24 protein-coding genes are annotated in these 16240 nt (G+C 62.5%); 7 read left to right on the plus strand and 17 right to left on the minus strand.

All coding sequences use genetic code 11. The annotated features are described in order from the left end of the window. Position 1 precedes the first annotated feature (1 nt). Both K3180_RS01950 and K3180_RS01955 read left to right on the plus strand, forming a co-directional pair. Positions 2 to 1312, plus strand: coding sequence for a cystathionine gamma-synthase family protein (locus K3180_RS01950; protein WP_221537958.1), 1311 nt, complete (start codon positions 2 to 4; stop codon positions 1310 to 1312). Between the two features lie 284 nt (positions 1313 to 1596). Further along, entirely contained in the window at positions 1597 to 2196 is a 600-nt protein-coding gene (locus K3180_RS01955; protein ID WP_345719411.1) for an ATP-grasp domain-containing protein, read from the plus strand. 2 nt (positions 2197 to 2198) lie between these two features. Here K3180_RS01955 and K3180_RS01960 read toward each other — a convergent pair whose 3' ends face one another. After that, a complete protein-coding gene (locus K3180_RS01960; RefSeq protein ID WP_221537959.1) occupies positions 2199 to 2474 on the minus strand; it encodes a PilZ domain-containing protein in 276 nt (91 codons plus the stop codon). Positions 2475 to 2561: 87 nt separating this feature from the next. After that, positions 2562 to 3095, minus strand: a complete 534-nt coding sequence (locus K3180_RS01965) for a DnaJ domain-containing protein (RefSeq protein ID WP_221537960.1) — start codon at positions 3093 to 3095, stop codon at positions 2562 to 2564. A gap of 148 nt (positions 3096 to 3243) precedes the next feature. Here K3180_RS01965 and K3180_RS01970 point away from each other — a divergent pair, with 148 nt between their 5' ends. Continuing rightward, positions 3244 to 3393, plus strand: a complete 150-nt coding sequence (locus K3180_RS01970; RefSeq protein ID WP_221537961.1) for a hypothetical protein — start codon at positions 3244 to 3246, stop codon at positions 3391 to 3393. Between the two features lie 59 nt (positions 3394 to 3452). On the opposite strand, the gene pal is transcribed toward K3180_RS01970, so the two are convergent. The 13 genes from pal to hisB all read right to left on the minus strand — a co-directional run bounded on the left by pal (position 3453) and on the right by hisB (position 11597). Next, positions 3453 to 3965: a peptidoglycan-associated lipoprotein Pal gene (pal, locus tag K3180_RS01975; RefSeq protein WP_221537962.1), complete on the minus strand. Its 513-nt coding sequence runs from the start codon at positions 3963 to 3965 to the stop codon at positions 3453 to 3455. A 79-nt stretch (positions 3966 to 4044) separates the two neighbouring features. Beyond that, positions 4045 to 5430 (minus strand): Tol-Pal system beta propeller repeat protein TolB, encoded by a 1386-nt coding sequence (gene tolB / locus K3180_RS01980; protein WP_221537963.1) that lies wholly within the window; start codon positions 5428 to 5430, stop codon positions 4045 to 4047. Continuing rightward, complete coding sequence (locus K3180_RS01985) at positions 5427 to 6233, minus strand: energy transducer TonB (protein WP_221537964.1); 807 nt, start codon at positions 6231 to 6233, stop codon at positions 5427 to 5429. Before K3180_RS01985 ends, tolB begins: the two co-directional genes overlap by 4 nt. A 10-nt stretch (positions 6234 to 6243) precedes the next feature. After that, positions 6244 to 6723 carry an ExbD/TolR family protein gene (locus tag K3180_RS01990; protein ID WP_221537965.1) on the minus strand — a complete coding sequence of 160 codons (480 nt, stop codon included), beginning with the start codon at positions 6721 to 6723 and terminating at the stop codon, positions 6244 to 6246. 1 nt (position 6724) lies between these two features. Next, a complete protein-coding gene (tolQ, locus tag K3180_RS01995) occupies positions 6725 to 7423 on the minus strand; it encodes a protein TolQ (RefSeq protein ID WP_221537966.1) in 699 nt (232 codons plus the stop codon). After that, complete coding sequence (locus K3180_RS02000; protein ID WP_221537967.1) at positions 7423 to 7875, minus strand: YbgC/FadM family acyl-CoA thioesterase; 453 nt, start codon at positions 7873 to 7875, stop codon at positions 7423 to 7425. Before K3180_RS02000 ends, tolQ begins: the two co-directional genes overlap by 1 nt. A 96-nt stretch (positions 7876 to 7971) precedes the next feature. Continuing rightward, a complete protein-coding gene (locus K3180_RS02005; protein ID WP_221537968.1) occupies positions 7972 to 8349 on the minus strand; it encodes a histidine triad nucleotide-binding protein in 378 nt (125 codons plus the stop codon). Next, positions 8349 to 8663, minus strand: coding sequence for a phosphoribosyl-ATP diphosphatase (locus K3180_RS02010; RefSeq protein WP_221537969.1), 315 nt, complete (start codon positions 8661 to 8663; stop codon positions 8349 to 8351). The genes K3180_RS02005 and K3180_RS02010 overlap by 1 nt, the downstream gene beginning before the upstream one ends. Before the next feature lie 17 nt (positions 8664 to 8680). Next, positions 8681 to 9454 carry an imidazole glycerol phosphate synthase subunit HisF gene (hisF, locus tag K3180_RS02015; RefSeq protein ID WP_221537970.1) on the minus strand — a complete coding sequence of 258 codons (774 nt, stop codon included), beginning with the start codon at positions 9452 to 9454 and terminating at the stop codon, positions 8681 to 8683. Next, a complete protein-coding gene (locus K3180_RS02020) occupies positions 9451 to 9660 on the minus strand; it encodes a hypothetical protein (RefSeq protein ID WP_221537971.1) in 210 nt (69 codons plus the stop codon). Before K3180_RS02020 ends, hisF begins: the two co-directional genes overlap by 4 nt. Then, a complete protein-coding gene (gene hisA, locus K3180_RS02025) occupies positions 9660 to 10388 on the minus strand; it encodes a 1-(5-phosphoribosyl)-5-[(5-phosphoribosylamino)methylideneamino]imidazole-4-carboxamide isomerase (protein ID WP_221537972.1) in 729 nt (242 codons plus the stop codon). The genes K3180_RS02020 and hisA overlap by 1 nt, the downstream gene beginning before the upstream one ends. Next, positions 10385 to 11011 carry an imidazole glycerol phosphate synthase subunit HisH gene (hisH, locus tag K3180_RS02030; RefSeq protein WP_221537973.1) on the minus strand — a complete coding sequence of 209 codons (627 nt, stop codon included), beginning with the start codon at positions 11009 to 11011 and terminating at the stop codon, positions 10385 to 10387. The genes hisA and hisH overlap by 4 nt, the downstream gene beginning before the upstream one ends. Continuing rightward, positions 11004 to 11597, minus strand: a complete 594-nt coding sequence (gene hisB / locus K3180_RS02035; RefSeq protein WP_221537974.1) for an imidazoleglycerol-phosphate dehydratase HisB — start codon at positions 11595 to 11597, stop codon at positions 11004 to 11006. Before hisB ends, hisH begins: the two co-directional genes overlap by 8 nt. A 114-nt stretch (positions 11598 to 11711) precedes the next feature. On the opposite strand from hisB, the gene K3180_RS02040 reads away from it, so the two are divergent. The 4 genes from K3180_RS02040 (at position 11712) to K3180_RS02055 (ending at position 14153) form a co-directional block, all read left to right on the plus strand. Next, positions 11712 to 12212 (plus strand): SspB family protein, encoded by a 501-nt coding sequence (locus K3180_RS02040; protein WP_221537975.1) that lies wholly within the window; start codon positions 11712 to 11714, stop codon positions 12210 to 12212. 39 nt (positions 12213 to 12251) lie between these two features. Then, positions 12252 to 12665 (plus strand): hypothetical protein, encoded by a 414-nt coding sequence (locus K3180_RS02045; RefSeq protein WP_221537976.1) that lies wholly within the window; start codon positions 12252 to 12254, stop codon positions 12663 to 12665. A gap of 37 nt (positions 12666 to 12702) precedes the next feature. Then, positions 12703 to 13353, plus strand: a complete 651-nt coding sequence (gmk, locus tag K3180_RS02050; RefSeq protein ID WP_221537977.1) for a guanylate kinase — start codon at positions 12703 to 12705, stop codon at positions 13351 to 13353. 209 nt (positions 13354 to 13562) lie between these two features. Beyond that, entirely contained in the window at positions 13563 to 14153 is a 591-nt protein-coding gene (locus K3180_RS02055; protein ID WP_221537978.1) for a PilZ domain-containing protein, read from the plus strand. A 123-nt stretch (positions 14154 to 14276) separates the two neighbouring features. Here K3180_RS02055 and K3180_RS02060 read toward each other — a convergent pair whose 3' ends face one another. After that, positions 14277 to 15083 carry an SDR family oxidoreductase gene (locus K3180_RS02060; protein ID WP_221537979.1) on the minus strand — a complete coding sequence of 269 codons (807 nt, stop codon included), beginning with the start codon at positions 15081 to 15083 and terminating at the stop codon, positions 14277 to 14279. Positions 15084 to 15097: 14 nt separating this feature from the next. After that, positions 15098 to 16237: an acyl-CoA dehydrogenase family protein gene (locus tag K3180_RS02065; protein WP_221537980.1), complete on the minus strand. Its 1140-nt coding sequence runs from the start codon at positions 16235 to 16237 to the stop codon at positions 15098 to 15100. Between the last annotated feature and the right edge of the window lie 3 nt (positions 16238 to 16240).

The raw sequence follows: 16240 nt of genomic DNA on the forward strand, positions 1-16240 counted from the left end.
CATGAGCGACCACGATATCGACCCTACTTCGCCGCGCATGGCACCCAAGCCCGAAGTCACCAAGATAAACGGGCGCGAGCTAAAGCCCAGCACACTTATGATGGGCCATGGCTTCGACCCGGTGCTGTCCGAAGGCAGCCTCAAAGCTCCTATCTTCCTCACCTCGACATTTGCTTTCCCCAGCGCGGCCGACGGGAAGCGTCACTTCGAAGGCATCACCGGCAAGCGTCCGGGCGGCGCGGATGGCCTCGTCTATTCGCGCTTCAACGCGCCGAACCAGGAAATTCTCGAGGATCGCCTGTCGGTGTGGGACGGCGCGGAGGATGCGCTCAGCTTCTCCAGCGGCATGACCGCGATCTGCGTGCTGATGCTGGCCTATGCCAGCCAGAACGACGTGATCGTCCACTCCGGTCCGCTCTATGCAGCCTCGGAAGGCTTCGTCGCCAAGATCCTCGCCAAGTTCGGCGTGACCTATGTCGATTTTCCCGCAGGCGCGACGCGCGAACAGATCGACGCCGTGCTCGAAAAGGCCAGGAAGCAGGCGGACGAACAAGGTGGCAAGGTCTGCATGGTCTATCTCGAAAGCCCGGGTAACCCGACCAATGCACTGGTCGATATCGAAGCCGTGCGCGATGCCCGCAACGCGGCGCTGGGCGAAGATTGCCCAATCGCGATCGACAATACCTTCCTCGGCCCGCTGTGGCAGCGTCCGCTCGAGCATGGCGCGGATATCGTCGTCTATTCGCTGACCAAATATGTCGGCGGCCATTCGGATCTCGTCGCTGGTTCCATTGCGGGCGCCAAGAAGTGGATGGATCCAGTGCGCATGCTGCGCAACACCATGGGCGGCATCTGCGATCCGAACACCGCCTGGATGCTCTGCCGCAGCCTCGAAACGGTCGAACTGCGGATGAGCCGTGCAGGAGAGAATGCCGCCAAGGTCTGCGATTTCCTGTCGAAGCACCCCAAGGTCGAAGGCCTCGGCTATCTCGGCATGATCAAGGACGCGCGCCAGCAGGACATATATGATCGTCACTGCCTCGGTGCGGGCTCGACCTTCTCGCTGCTGCTCAAGGGCGGCGAGGCGGAATGCTTCCGTTTCCTCGACAGCCTCAAAATCGCCAAGCTGGCGGTCAGCCTTGGGGGCACGGAAACGCTGGCCAGCCACCCGGCATCGATGACGCACCTTTCGGTTGCCGAAGGACGCCGTGCGGAACTTGGAATCTCGGACAACCTTGTGCGCATCTCGATCGGTATCGAGGACGCCGACGATCTCATCGCCGATTTCGAACAGGCGCTGGAGGCGGTCTGACACGCATCGGTTTCCTCGCCTGTGCAGATACCCTGCCGGGCGAGGGAGCGCGGCGGGGCGACGCGTTCGAGCACGATGTCGAGGTCGCGGCGCTGCGGCCTGCATTCGAGGACGCGGGGCTGGAACTAGTAGAGATCGACTGGCGTGCCTCGCTTGACGAGTTCGACGGGCTCGCACTGGCGCTGCTGGGAACGGCGTGGGACTATCAGGACCATCTCGAGGAGTTCCTGGATAAGCTGGCGGCGGTCGAGGCTCGCGGCACCCTAGTTTGCAACCCGCCGACCGTGGTCCGCTGGAACGCTGAGAAACGTTATCTCCGCGAATTGGAAGAGCGCGGTGCGACCATAATCCCGACGCTCTGGCTCGGCGATGCAGCGCGCACGGAAGTGCTCTCAGCAATGGACGAATTTGGCACCGACCGCGTGGTCGTAAAACGACAGGTGGGTGCTGGCGGTCTTGGGCAGCACAGCTTTACGAGAGCCGCCTTGCCGGACGAGGGATGGCGCATGGGCCGCCCCTGCATGATCCAACCATTCCTGCCCAGCGTGGTCGAGGAGGGCGAATACACCTTCGTGTTCGTCGATGGGCAGTTCAGTCATGGCGTGCTCAAGCGTGCCGCGGAAGGTGAATACCGAATTCAGTCGCTCTTCGGCGGATATGAGAGCGACTACGCACCCGAACCGGCAGATCTTGCGCAAGCCCAAGCCGTTGTGAGCACCCTGCCCTTCGGCAACCTGCTCTATTGCCGCATCGATATGGCACGGCTGCCTTCAGGCAAACTGGCGGTGATGGAGGCGGAGGCGATCGAACCATATCTTTACCCCGAACAGGGTCCGCAGCTCGGGAAACGCTTGGCGGCGGCTATCATGAACCGCCTTATCTGAATTCAGAGTTCGAGCGCATCCATCGCGATCGGACTGAGCTTGTGCATGAAGCGAACACCCGCTTCATTGCCTTTAACCCACACGATCTGACCAGCCAGCTCGTTCCGATCATCGAGTTCGAAAAATATTGTCGAGCCCTTGTTCACAAAGCCGTCGAACAGCTCGATCCGGCAACCCGTGAGCGAGATATCGCACAGGATTGCCCGCGCACGCTGGATCGGCACTCGGCAATCGAGCACTATATCGCTGCCCTGGCGGTTTGTAGTTCGCGTCTGCATTTCGGGTCCTCGGTGTGCTCCTCCCTTTTGCCGGGAAAGCCGCAAGAAAGGGTTAATGTCGCATTTATACAATGCGACAGTTTGCGCTCATCCCTTCCATTCGCGGCGTTCTTCCGCGGCTTTGAGCACCTCGTAGGCGACCTGATATTTCTGGAACTGGTCGGCTGCTTCCTTGTCGCCCGGCTTGACGTCCGGATGGACCGCCTTCGCCTTGACACGCCAGGCCTTCTTGACCGCAACAAAATCCGCGTCGGCCTCGAGCTCCAGAATTTCGAGCGCGCGCATTTCGTCGGCGCTGCGAGACCCGTCGCCCGAACCGCCCCAGCCATAGTGCTGGGCCTCGGCATAGCCGGCGTTCTCCGCTTGCTCTGACTTGGTGCGCGCGGCCTTTTCCGCCTTGTCGAGTCCTTCGAAATAATCCCACTTCGAATTGTATTCGGCCGCGTGCTTCTGGCAGAAATACCAACGCTCGGGGGTGTTCGGTGATTTCGGCGCGGGGCAATCGCCTCTTTCCTCGCAACCGTGCCGGTCGCACAGGCGTACGGTCGCCGCCTCGCGGCCCTCGTCATAGCCGCGCCAGCGGGGAAAGCCCCAGTCGTTCGAGCGACGAGCCTTAGGCACAAGCGGTCGCGAAATATGTCGTCGGTCGAGCGGGCATGGCTCTCAATCTAGGGATGCTGGCGTTATTGGCAAGCGCGTGGGAAGGGAAGATACCTTGCTGTGTTGCATTGCAACGAAGCATTCATGATCCCTCCTTAGAGAGACCACCATGAGCAAGCAACTTACCCTTTCCGCCACTGTCGCCGTGCTGAGCATGGCTGCTTTCGCGCTCGTTTCGGGCCTTGGGAATTTCGGGGCCGCGAACGATACCCATCAGGTCGCGGGGGCGCCACCGATCGGCTTCGACGCTTCGCGCTGACGAGCGCTGCAAGTTGACAAAAAGCCCCGGCCGAAACCGGGGCTTTTTCCTATTGGCGATCAGTCGATCGTGACGGTGGCGGCGCGGCGGTTCTGGGCCCAAGCGGCTTCGTTCGACCCCAATGCCACCGGACGTTCCTTGCCGTAGCTGACCGTGCGGATCCGGCTGGCCGGAATACCCAGCGAGACCAGGTAGTTCTTCGCGGCATTGGCACGACGCTCGCCCAGCGCGAGGTTGTATTCGCGTGTTCCGCGTTCGTCGGCATGGCCTTCGATGGTAAAGCGGACATCGGGATACTGGTTGAAGTACTGTGCCTGGGTCTGCAGCTTGGCGCTGTCTTCCGCATCGATGTTGTAACGATCAGTATCGAAATAGACGGTGGTGTTCGCCTGGCCGACTGCCTGCATGAAATGCTCCATACTGCCAACGGCGGGGCCACTGGAGCTGGGCGTAGGCGTAGGCGTCGTGGTTTCGGCCGGCGGCGGCGGAATCTCTTCCGGGGCCTTCTTCTGGCATGCTGCCAGCGCAAGCGCGGAAGTGAGCATCACTGTAGTAGCAATACGGGTATTCATCAGGCTGTCCCCTTATAAACAGCGGTTGAACTTGTCTTTGGCCCCCGTTTCATCCGTCCCCACGGATAGAACAATGTTCTTACGGCAGGATCGGTCCCCAAGCAGGGTCCGAGGCATCCACCGGCGTCGGCAGGCGGCGCTCGTTCTCACCGGTGAGGTCCACCTGCCAGAGCGAAGTATCGCCGGTATTACGCTGCGTCCGGAAGAACTGGATGATCCGGCCATTGGGCGCCCAGGTCGGCGCTTCGTCCTGCCAGCCACGCGTGAGCGTGCGGACATTGCCGCCTGACGGCGACATGACGGCAATGTTGAAATCGCCCGCGATCCGCGTGAAAGCGATCTGGTCGCCGCGCGGGCTCCACTCCGGCGTCGCACAACGGCCACCGCCAAAACTGATGCGGCGCTGGTTCGAACCGTCGGCATTCATGATGTAGCACTGCTGCGCACCCGAACGGTCGCTTTCGAACACGATCTGGCTGCCATCCGGCGAATAGGACCCGCCAACGTCCACGCTGGCGCCATCGGTCAGGCGCTGCGGCTGTCCGCCGCTGGTGGAAACGCGATAGATGTCGGTATTGCCGCTCACCGCCATGGAATAGAGGATCCAGCGCCCGTCAGGGCTGAAGCGCGGGGCGAAGGTCGGATTGTCGCTCTGTGTCACCAGTTGCTGGCGGCCGCTCCCAATATCGTAGATGTAGATGCGCGGATTGCCGTCGACGTAGCTGAGATAGACCAGCTTGCTGTAATCGGGCGAATAGCGCGGGGTTAGCGCAGTCGAGCGTCCGGTGGTGATGAAGCGGTGGTTCGCCCCGTCGCTGTCCATGATGGCGAGCCGCTTGGTCCGGTTATCCTTCGGGCCGGTTTCCGCGATGTAGGCGATGCGGCTGTCGAAGAACGGGCTTTCGCCGGTCAGGCGCGAATAGACGAGATCGGCGCATTTGTGTGCAGCACGGCGCCAGTCGGCGGGCGCTACGACCCAACCTTCGGCTACGAGGCGCTGCTGCAGCGCCATGTCGTAGAGATAGCAGCCCACGGTCAGCCGGTTGTCGCTGCGCGCGCGGACATAGCCGTGCACCAGCATTTCCGCGCCCCGCACGCCCCAGGTCGACCACACGGGGGAGGTGATGTTTTCGAAGCTCGGCTTGGGCAGCGAATCCGGCCCCGTCGGTTTGAACAGGCCGTTATTCCGCAGGTCCGCGGTTATCACCCGGGCAAGTTCAACGCCCAGCGCCTCGGTGCCGCTGGCATTGGCAGGCGTGGCGGCGTTGCGATCGGTCGCAAAGGCGGGAATGGCGATGCCAAGATCGTCGAGATTGCCCTCGAAACTGACCGAGCCCGACAGACCCTCCTCCTGCTCGATCGTCTCGACCTCCTGCCCTTCCGGAACAGGTTCGCCGAGATCCTGGTTCTGCGCCGCCAGTGGGCTGGCGACGAATGCGAGAGTTGCGAAGATCAGTTTTTTCATTGGGCAAGCTTCCAGTCAAAGCTGAACGAAGTGATGTTCTTCCACGCCTCGTAATACTCGGGTGGCAGATCATCAAAGGGGGCGGCAAGTTGTACGGCCCGGATGGCCTGTTCGGCATGGCGGCTCGCTTGCGCGCGATTGGTGTCGTTGATGCCGGTCTGCCGGACTACTTGCGGTCGACCCGCCAAGCTACCGTCGGGGTTGAGACGGAAACGGAGGAAGGTGGTGATTGCATCAACATCGGGTCCGCTTGGCGGTTGCCATCTCGGCTTGATCTTGCGGGCGATGGCCTGAACCAGAGAGGCCTTCGCGCTTGCACCAATCTGCGAGGCGGGGGTGCGGGTTTCGTCAGTGGTCGTGCTGCCACCGGCGCCTGCCAGAAAGTCGCTACCGATGCGCGAACCGCCGCTGCGTTCGGACGGTCTGGGCTGGCTGCGCTCGCGCGGCTGTTCGCGGCGAGGCTGCGGGCGGGCCTCACGGGCAGGAACGGGCACGGGCGACTGTACGCGCTGCGTGGGTCGTTCGACCACCGGGTCGCTCGGCGCGTCGAGCATTTCCGGTGAAGGCGAGGGAGTGTCGGACAAAGTCGGCGCGATGGCCGCCCGGCTTTCCGGCACAGGATCGGGTGCGGTCGCCTCCATACCGACATCTTCGGCGAGGTTGACTGTCATCCTTTCGGTACGCTCGATTTCGGGCGCGGGCATCAGAGCCTGGATTACCATGGCGGCGAGCAGCGCAAGGTGCAGCGCCACGGCGACGATCAGACCTGTGCGTTCTTCGCTCCTGATGCCTGCGCTATACATGGGACCGTGGCTATTCCCCGGACTCTGAACCGCGGTTGACCGGCGGAGCCGATTGTCCGCCATTCGTCACCAGTGAAATCCGGTTGAGTCCGGCGCGGTTGAGTTCTCCCATGACCGCCATCACGCGCCCGTAATCGAGCGCGCGGTCGGCGCGCAGTGTGATATCCGGCCCTTCGCCCGTGCGCGGGATGACCTCAAGCGCCTGCGGCAATTCGCCCACCGGAACCTGGTTGTCATCGATATAGACATAGCCTTCGGTGTCGATGCTGATCGATACCTGCTGTTGTTCCTGCGGCAGCGCGTTGGCGCGGCTGTCGGGGAGCTGGATCGGCACGCCCGCAGTCAGCAGCGGCGCGGTAACCATGAAGATGATCAGCAGCACCAGCATCACATCGACGAAGGGCGTGACGTTGATTTCGGCCATGGGCCGCCGCCCGCCGCGTCCGCGACGCCGCCTTGTTCCTTTCCCGGAAGCGAGAGTCATCGCCATGTCAGCGCTGCTCCAGCTGGCGGCTGAAGCTGGCGTGCAGCTTGTCGGCGAAGCGGTGGAGCCGCGTCTCGAACCGCTCCACGGCATGGCTGAACCGGTTATAGGCGATCACCGCGGGAATCGCGGCGAACAGGCCGATGGCGGTGGCGAACAGCGCCTCGGAAATACCCGGCGCGACCACTGCGAGCGACGAACTTTCCTGCGCGCCGATCTGGAAGAAGCTGTTCATGATGCCCCAGACCGTGCCGAACAGGCCCACAAAGGGAGCGACCGCGCCCACCGTGGCAAGGAAGTTCAGCCGCTCGGCGATATCGTCGCCCTCCTGCGCGATCTGGCTGTCCATCGCCGCGGCGATCCGGCCCCGCAGCGCCTCGCGGTCGCGCACCTCGTTCTTGGTCGAACGCCGCCATTCGCTGACCGCCGCCTGCGCCACGCGGGCGGAAGGGATATCGCTCTTGCCGCGCTCGGACATGAAGCGATCGAAATGATCCGCCTGCCAGAACTCGCTTTCATAGGTCAGCTGCGCGCGCTTCAGCTTGCCCATACGCAGGCTGAACGAAACGATGATCGCCCAGACCCAGATGCTGGCAAGGATCAGGCCGGCCATGACCGCCTGGACGACGATATCGGCATCGAGGAACAATTGCACCGGATCGAGCCGGGTAGGCGCACTGATGGCAAGAAGGGAAAGTGTGGTCATCAATCCTCTGTCGAATGGACGAAGCGCGCGAAAGCCGCGCGCCATTCTTCTGGCTGGCGAATAGGCCGTCCGCCGGGTGAAACGAAGCCGACGCGCAAATGTGCCTCGGCCAGCAATTCTTCTCCGCGGAACGCCTTCTGGTGCATCCGGCAGGACGCGGCCTTAAGTTCGGTACAGCGGGTTTCGATGACAATATCGTCATCGAGCTTGGCTGGCCGCAAATATCTGAGGCTGACCTCGGACAGTGCATAAGCGCCGAGGCCCGCTTCGATTGCGGCGCGCTGATCGATGTCGAGGCGGCGCAGCAGGTCGGAGCGCGCGCGTTCGAACCAGCGAAGGTAATTGGCATGGTAGACGATGCCCGAAAGATCGGTGTCTTCGTAATAGGCGCGCACGGCATAGAGATGCCGGTCGCCATCGAGTACTCCGTCGGGGGGATTGGGCAAGGACATGCGAAAGGCGCTCTAGCGCAGCGGAGAGTCGCTGCAAAGCCGCCTTTCACTCCGAAAACATGAACGGCGGTGAAACGAGATTCTCGCGCGGCGAAACTATCTGGCGATCATCGGGCCGAGCGGCTGCCCGCCGAAGATATGGACATGCAGATGCGGCACTTCCTGCCCGCCATGCGCGCCGACATTGGCCATCATTCGGTAACCGGGCTCCACCAATCCCTTGTCGCGCGCGATCTTGCCGACCGCGCGCACGAAACCGGCGATTTCCTCCGCACTGGCTTTCGCACTGAAATCGTCCCAGCTGACATAGCGCCCTTTGGGGACCACCAGCGTATGCACTTCGGCCTGCGGATTGATGTCCTCGAAAGCAAAGGCCCATTCGTCTTCGTAAACCTTGGACGAAGGGATCTCGCCGCGCAGGATTTTCGCGAAGATATTGTCATCGTCATATGGTTGGGTCGGGTCGATCGGCATTATTCGCTCCTCGAGTTTTTCTCATCGATACCGGACACGCCCTCGCGCCGGTCCAGTTCGGCCATGACGTCGGCCAAGGGCACATTCTTTTCGGCGAGCAGTACCATTAAATGGAACAGCACATCGGCTGCTTCGCCGACCAGTTCCTCGCGGCTACCCGCAAGCGCTGCGACGCAGGTTTCGACGGCTTCCTCGCCCAGCTTGCGTACCATGACCGCCAGGCCGCGATGGGTCAGCTGCGCGACATAGCTGGTATCGGGATCGGCCTTGCGGCGTTCGGCAATGGTCGCCTCGAGGCGGGTAAGCGTGTCCATGGGGCCCGTGTGCGGTATCAGCCGCGCGCAGGCAAGCCCGCCGCGCGCAGGGCGCGGTGCGCCTCGCCGATCGAATGCTGGCCGAAATGGAAGATCGAGGCGGCGAGCACGGCGCTGGCATGGCCCTGCGTCACCCCTTCGACGAGATGGTCGAGCGTGCCCACACCGCCGCTGGCGATGACGGGTACGGAAACACTGTCTGCAATCGCGCGGGTCAGTTCGAGGTCGTATCCCTGCTTCGTCCCGTCACCGTCCATCGAGGTGACGAGCAGTTCGCCCGCACCCAGTTCGGCCAGCCTTTGCGCATGCTCGACCGCGTCGATGCCGGCGGCCTCTCGCCCGCCGTGGGTGTAGATTTCCCAGCCGCGAAAGCCCTCGCCCTGCGTATTGGCGCGCGCATCGACGCTGGCCACGATACACTGGCTGCCGAATTTCTCCGCAATCTCGCGCACGAGTTCGGGCCTTGTGACGGCTGCGGAATTCACCGCCACCTTGTCCGCCCCAGCCAGTAGTAGCGCCCGCGCATCCTCGACGCTGCGAACCCCGCCGCCAACGGTCAGCGGCATGAAGCACACTGCCGCGGTACGCCGCACCATGTCGAGCAGCGTCCCGCGCCCCTCGTGGCTGGCGGAAATGTCGAGGAAGCAAAGTTCGTCTGCTCCGGCGCGGTCATAGGCCTGCGCCTGCTCCACCGGATCGCCCGCGTCCTTGAGGTCGACGAAATTGACCCCCTTCACCACGCGCCCGTCGGCGACGTCGAGACAGGGAATGACGCGGATACGGACAGTCATTTGTTGAGAAAGCTCAGAATAATGAACCACAAGAGGGCGAGATCCAGCGCGCAAAGCGTCAACGAGAGAATCCAGAACAAGCGGGGCTTTGCTGCCTCTGTTATCTCTCCCCACGGCCAAACCTTTATGGAACGCGGGTCGGAAAAGCTGATCCCGGCAGTGACCAGTCCCAGAACGGTGAAAAAGAAAATCGCGACAAAAAGCACTACGCCCGCCCCGCCATCGCCAGAGCCGCCGCCAGATCTAACCGCCCGTCATAGAGCGCACGCCCGGTAATCACGCCCTCGATACCTTCCTTGGCATAGAGCGAGAGCACATGGATATCGTCCAGACCCTTCACCCCGCCGCTTGCGATCACGGGAATATCTACCTGCCGCGCCAGTTCCACGGTCGCGTCGATATTCACGCCCTTGAGCAGCCCGTCGCGCCCGATATCGGTGAACAATAGCGCTGCAACTCCGGCATCCTCGAACCGGCGGGCAAGATCGACCACGGGCACGTCGGACACCTCGGCCCAGCCCTCGGTCGCGACCATGCCGTCCTTCGCATCCACCGCGACGACTATGCCGCCTTCGAACTCGCGCGCCATGTCCTTGACGAACTCGGGGTCCTTGAGGGCCGCAGAACCCATCACTATGCGCGACACGCCCGCACCGAACCATCCTTCCACATCCTCGCGCTTGCGGATGCCGCCGCCAAGCTGGACATGACCGGGAAATGCCTCGACGATGCTCTCCACCGCCTCGCGGTTCTGCGCCGAGCCGGCGAAGGAGCCGTCGAGATCGACCACGTGCAGGTACTGTGCACCCGCCTCGGCGAACAGCGCCGCTTGCGCGGCGGGATTGTCGCCATAGACGGTCGCGCGGTCCATATCGCCCTCCGCAAGGCGCACGACCTGGCCTCCCTTCAGGTCGATGGCGGGAAAGACGATCACGGTTTCCACTCCAGGAAGCGTTGCAGGATGCCGAGCCCGTAGCTCTGGCTTTTTTCGGGATGGAACTGCACCCCGAGGATATTGTCGCGCCCGACTGCGGCAACCAGCCCGCCGCCATGGTCGGTCATCGCCAGCACGTCGCGGCCGCTGTCGGCATGGAAATGGTAGGAATGGAGGAAATAGGCCTCGCCCAGCTCGATCACCTCATGGTTCTTCGCATGCAGTGTGGGCGCGACGTCGTTCCAACCCATGTGCGGCACTTTCACGCTGGTATCGGTCGGCTCGATCAGCCGGACTTCGCCTTCGATCCAGTCGAGCCCCGCCGTTTCGCCATATTCCAGCCCGCGCGTGGCGAGCAATTGCATGCCCACGCAAATGCCGAGGAACGGCGCGCCACCCACAAATACCCGCTCGCGCATTGCTTCGATCGCACCCTTCTCCGCGCGTAGCCCTGCCGCGCAGGCCCCGAAACTGCCGACTCCGGGCAGCACGATCCGGTCGGCGGCGCGCAACACGTCGGGATCGGCCGTAACCTTCACCTGCGCCCCTACCTTGCGCAGCGCGTTCTCGACCGAGTGCAGATTGCCCGCGCCGTAATCGACCAGCGCGATCACTTCACCCACCGAGCTGTCCCTTGGTGCTGGGGATCGCCCCGCCCTTGCGCGGATCGATTTCCACTGCGGCGCGCATGGCGCGGGCGAAGCCCTTGTAAATGCTCTCGCAGATATGGTGGTTATTGGCGCCGTAGAGCAATTCGACATGCAGCGTCAGCCCGCAGGTCTGCGCGATGGAATGGAACCAGTGCTCGATCAGCTCGGTATCCCATTCGCCCAGCTTTTCCTGGCTGAAGCCCGCCCGCCAGACGAGATAGGGCCGCCCGGAAATATCGAGCGCCACACGCGCCAGCGTTTCGTCCATCGGCGAATAGGCACTGCCGTAACGCGCAATCCCGCCCTTGTCGCCCAGCGCCTGCGCCAGCGCCTGTCCCAGGGCCAGCGCGCTGTCCTCGGTCGTGTGATGCTGGTCGACATGGAGATCACCATCGACCTTCATCGTTACGTCGATCAGCGAATGCCTGGAAAACTGCTCGACCATGTGATCGAGGAAACCGATCCCGGTGGAAATGTCATAGGCACCCGTCCCGTCAAGGTCGACTTCGACCAGGATGTGCGTTTCCGCGGTGTTTCTTTCGATACGGCCTGTTCGCATAGCGCCTGCCTATAGGCGCCAGTGTGGGCGGCGCAAGAAATAGCCGCTATTCGCAGGGTAAAGACAGGCTTAAACCGCTTGACCACGGCATCGTGCGGTTCCACCTAGGAAAGCATGAGCGAAGACACGCCAGACAGCCTTATTCCCTATGACACCATCGTGCAGGAGGCCCTGCGCGCAGTGGTTGGCCGGGTACTGGGCGAAATCGAGCAAAGTGGCAGCGAACTGCCCGGTGCGCACCATTTCTACATCACCTTCAAGACACACGCGCCGGGGGTTTCGATCCCCGCCAGCCTACGCGAGCGGTTTCCCGACGAAATGACCATAGTGCTGCAGAACAAGTTCTGGGATTTGAACGTGCGCGAAGACGGCTTCTCGGTCGGCCTGTCCTTCAACCAGATCCCATCGCAACTCGACATTCCCTATTCCGCAATCACGCAATTCGTCGATCCGGCGGTGGATTTCGGCCTGCAGTTCCAGGCGACCGTCGCCGACATGGCTCCCGCCGCGACCGAAGAGGCCGGGAATGACGAGGAACAGGGTCGCCAGGCACCCGTTGCAGGTGTGGAAGACGGCTCGAATGTCGTCTCGGTCGATTTCGGCCGGAAGAAGTAGAGGCGCGGGGGCTGATCTGCGCCGGAAGGTGCACAGGGAATGGTTAGACACGTCAAGGAAATGGGTGCAGATCTCGTGGAGAATACGCGCGAGGCGACAGGTGGTCGCGAGGAAAATGTACCCGGCCCGTCGACCAATCCCATGACCAACATCCTGCTGGCGGATCTGATGATCCGCGCGGGGTCATACGTTATGCGCGATGCAATCGAGCGCGGAATGCTTCGCGGGCGCTACGGACGCGAAACGGCGCGAGAGATGATCAAGAACAAGTCGCTCGGCCAGCAGGCGATCAGCTTCGCACTCGCCAAGGTGGCGACACGCAGTCTGCCCGGCGCATTGCTGGTGGGCGGCGGTGCGCTCGCCAAGACGATCTTCGACCGCAGCCAGAAGCGAAGAAAATCGCGCCGCAAAGGCGATCGTGCCCTGATCGAACAGGCCCATTCGGACGAGTAGGCTTGATTTGAACGCGCCGCTTGGCCCAAAGGCGCGCATGGCCGATTCCTCAGACAGTCACGACAACGCACTCGCCCGGCGCGGATTGATGTTCATCCTCTCCTCGCCCAGCGGGGCCGGGAAGACCACGATCAGCCGCATGCTGCTGGCTGCCGATCCGTCGATCAAACTATCCGTCAGCGTAACCACCCGCCCGCCGCGCCCGGGCGAAATCGACGGTGTGCATTACTTCTTCCTCGACGATGCCGCCTTCGACCGTATGGTGGAGGAAGACGATTTCTACGAATGGGCGCATGTCTTCGGCCACCGCTATGGCACACCCAAGGGCCATATCCGCAATGCGTTGAAGGAAGGGCAGGACTTCCTTTTCGACATCGACTGGCAGGGTACGCAGCAGCTCTACCAGAAGGACCAGCAGGACGTGGTACGCGTGTTCATCCTGCCGCCCAGCATCGCCGAACTCGAACGCCGTCTGCGTAGCCGGGCGACGGACAGCGAAGAAGTGGTGCAGGCCCGCATGGAACGCGCCCGCGCCGAGATCAGCCACTGGGACGCCTATGACTATGTGGTAATCAACGAGGATGTGAACGATTGCTTCGCCAAGGTGCGCGAAATCCTCGACGCCGAACGCATGAGGCGCCAGCGCCAGACAGGCCTGATCCCGTTCGTGCGAGAACTGATGGGGTAAGCGGTTTGGTGTGAAGGCGAGTCGGGTAGCTAACTACCCTTTTCGAATGCCCTGCCCTGCCGAGGCACCGTAAGCGGAAGCTTCTTGCCCTCAAAGGCCCCGACATCGGACCTCGGGATGCCGACTTCCCGCCAGCACTACGCGTTTTCTCTTAGCCGGCCTTTCCCGGACCATTCACCATAGTCTGGGATAAGTTAAGGATCGCCGCCATGGAAAACTCACTCGCCCCTCGGGATATGTCGCAAGACTACGAGCGCTCGCATCAGCGCAAGGCGATGTTCGTTACTGCGAACCTGTCTTCGTCTGGGATGACCGGCAATGTGCGTGTGCGCAACATTTCGGATTCCGGAGCTCTGATTGAAGCCGACACCTTGCCGCCGGTGGGCGAACGCGTGAAGCTGCGCAAAGGCGAGCTAAGTGCAACCGGCACCATAATCCGCCGCGAAGGCAAGCAAGCAGGGATCCGTTTCGAGCGCCTCGTGAACGCGATCGACTGGTTGCCGAACAAGGCACACTCGCAATTGATGGTCGACATCGCTTTCGAAACGATCAAACCCCGTTTCGAGGGCGGCCCTCCCACCGCCAACGCTGCGGCGAATGCGCGCGCAGAGGCAATAGCCTTGCCGTCCAGCCCAGCCACGCGAGACGAACTGGAAGGCATCGCCGATATGCTCGATGCGCTGGCGGACCGGATGAGCGAAGACCCGGTGATCCTTGCAAGCTATCTCGACAAGCTACAAGTGCTCGACATCGCCTCACAAAAACTGCGCAAGGTTGGACGCAACCTACCTGATCGCTAACTGGTTACGAACTCTCTGCCACCAGCCACATCCCGCGGCACAATCACCCCTAATGCGCTCTGCGGCCAGAAAACTCGAGTCAGCGAGACACCGCCTCTCAACAGACAGGAATGCAGCGCGGAGCTACCTTCCGCCCGCCGGATCAGCGAAATGCGTGGGCAGGTGAGCGTTGACGATACCGCCGTCGACCGCGATCGTTTCGCCTACGGTATAGTCGCCCGCACGGCTGGCGAGATAGACGCAGCTGCCGCCCATATCGAACTTGTCGCCCACGCGCTTGTTCGGGATGCCCTGAGCGCTGGCCTCGGCATGGTCGCGCGCGACCTTGTTCATATTGCTCGGGAATGCGCCCGGAGCGATGCCGGTGACATAGACGTGGTCCTGCACCAGCCGCGCGGCCATGCGGCGCGTAAGGTGGATCAGCGCCGCCTTGCTGGCCTGGTAGGAATAGGTCTCCCAAGGGTTGATACGCAGGCCGTCGATGCTGGCAATGTTGATCACCTTGCCGGGCTTGTCCTGGCTGGCATTGGCGGTGAGGAGCTTGTGCAGTTTCTGCGTCAGGAAGAAGGGCGTCTTGACGTTGAGGTCCATGACCTTGTCCCAGCCCTCTTCCGGGAAGTCGAGATAATCCGCACCCCAGGCCGCGCCGGCATTGTTGACGAGGATGTCGAGGTGGGATTCCTTCGCGGAAATCTCGGCCACCAGTTCATCGATGCCTTCCAGCGTCGAGATATCGCCCTGGATCGGAACGACCTTGTCGCCCAGTTCTTCGGCAGTTTCGTGCAGTTCGCCGCCCTTGCGCGCGGTGATATAGACCCGCTCTGCGCCCGCGGCGAGAAAGCCCTCCACGATCATGCGGCCGATGCCGCGGCTGCCGCCGGTAACGAGGGCAATGCGCCCCTTGAGGCTGAACATGTCTTCGAGGTTCATATCGTCTCTCCCGCTCAGTAGCCGCTCATTTCGGCGACACGGCCCGCGTGGTAATATTGGTCGCCGAGGAATTCCTGCAGCGCCCGGTCGCGTTTCATGTAGAGGCCGATGTCGTATTCGTCGGTCATGCCGATGCCGCCGTGCATCTGCACGCCTTCCTTGACCGCAAGGCCGGCCGCCTTGGCGACCTTGGCCTTGGCCACGCTTGCCATGAGGTCCGCCTTTTCGCTGCCGCCATCGAGCAGCTGGGCCGCCTTGATGGTGACAGCGCGGGCGATCTCGACTTCGGAATAGAGATGCGCGGCGCGGTGCTGCAGCGCCTGGAATTCACCGATCAGCTTGCCGAACTGCTTGCGCTGCTTGAGGTAGTCGACGGTCATGTCCATCGCGCCCTGCGCCACACCCACGCCTTCGGCTGCCGCACCCACGCGGCCCGCCATGAGCATGGCATTGAGCACTTCACGCCCGCCGTCGACTTCGCCGATCACGGCATCGCCATCGAGTTCGACACCGTCGAAGGTGACATGGCTGGCCATCGAGCTGTCGACCAGCCGGACGCTGTCATGGCTCATGCCGCTGGCATCCTGCGGCACGGCGAACAGCGTGATGCCGTCCGCATCGCTGTCGCTGCCCGAAGTGCGCGCGGCAACCACGATCATCTCGCTGCTGGCGCCATAGACCACGAAATCCTTCTTGCCCGACAGGCGGAAGCCGTTGCCCGATTTCTCCGCCTTGCAGGCGATGGTTTCGGGGCGATGCTTCGCGCCTTCGTCGATAGCGACCGAATAGACCTTCTCGCCTTCGATCAGGCCGGGTAGCCAGCGCCCCCGGACATCGTCGCTGCCGTGCTTGAGCGCGGTAGCCGCCAGCACGGAGGAGGACAGGAACGGCGAGGGCGTAAGGTTGCGCCCGATCTGTTCGAGCACGATCCCCGCCTCAACATGGCCCATGCCGAGCCCGCCGTCGTCTTCGTCCACCAGCATTCCGGTGAAACCCATTTCGGCGAACTGCTTCCACAATCCGTGGCCGAAGCCGTCCTTGCAATCGCGGTCGCGCCAGTGGCGCAGCTGCTTCGCAATCGCGCCTTCTTCGGCCATGAACTGCTGTGCACTTTCGGCGAGCATCGCCTGGTCTTCGTCGTAATAAAGGGGCATCGA

The organism is Qipengyuania huizhouensis (assembly GCF_019711635.1).
Taxonomy (GTDB): Bacteria; Pseudomonadota; Alphaproteobacteria; order Sphingomonadales; family Sphingomonadaceae; genus Qipengyuania; species Qipengyuania huizhouensis.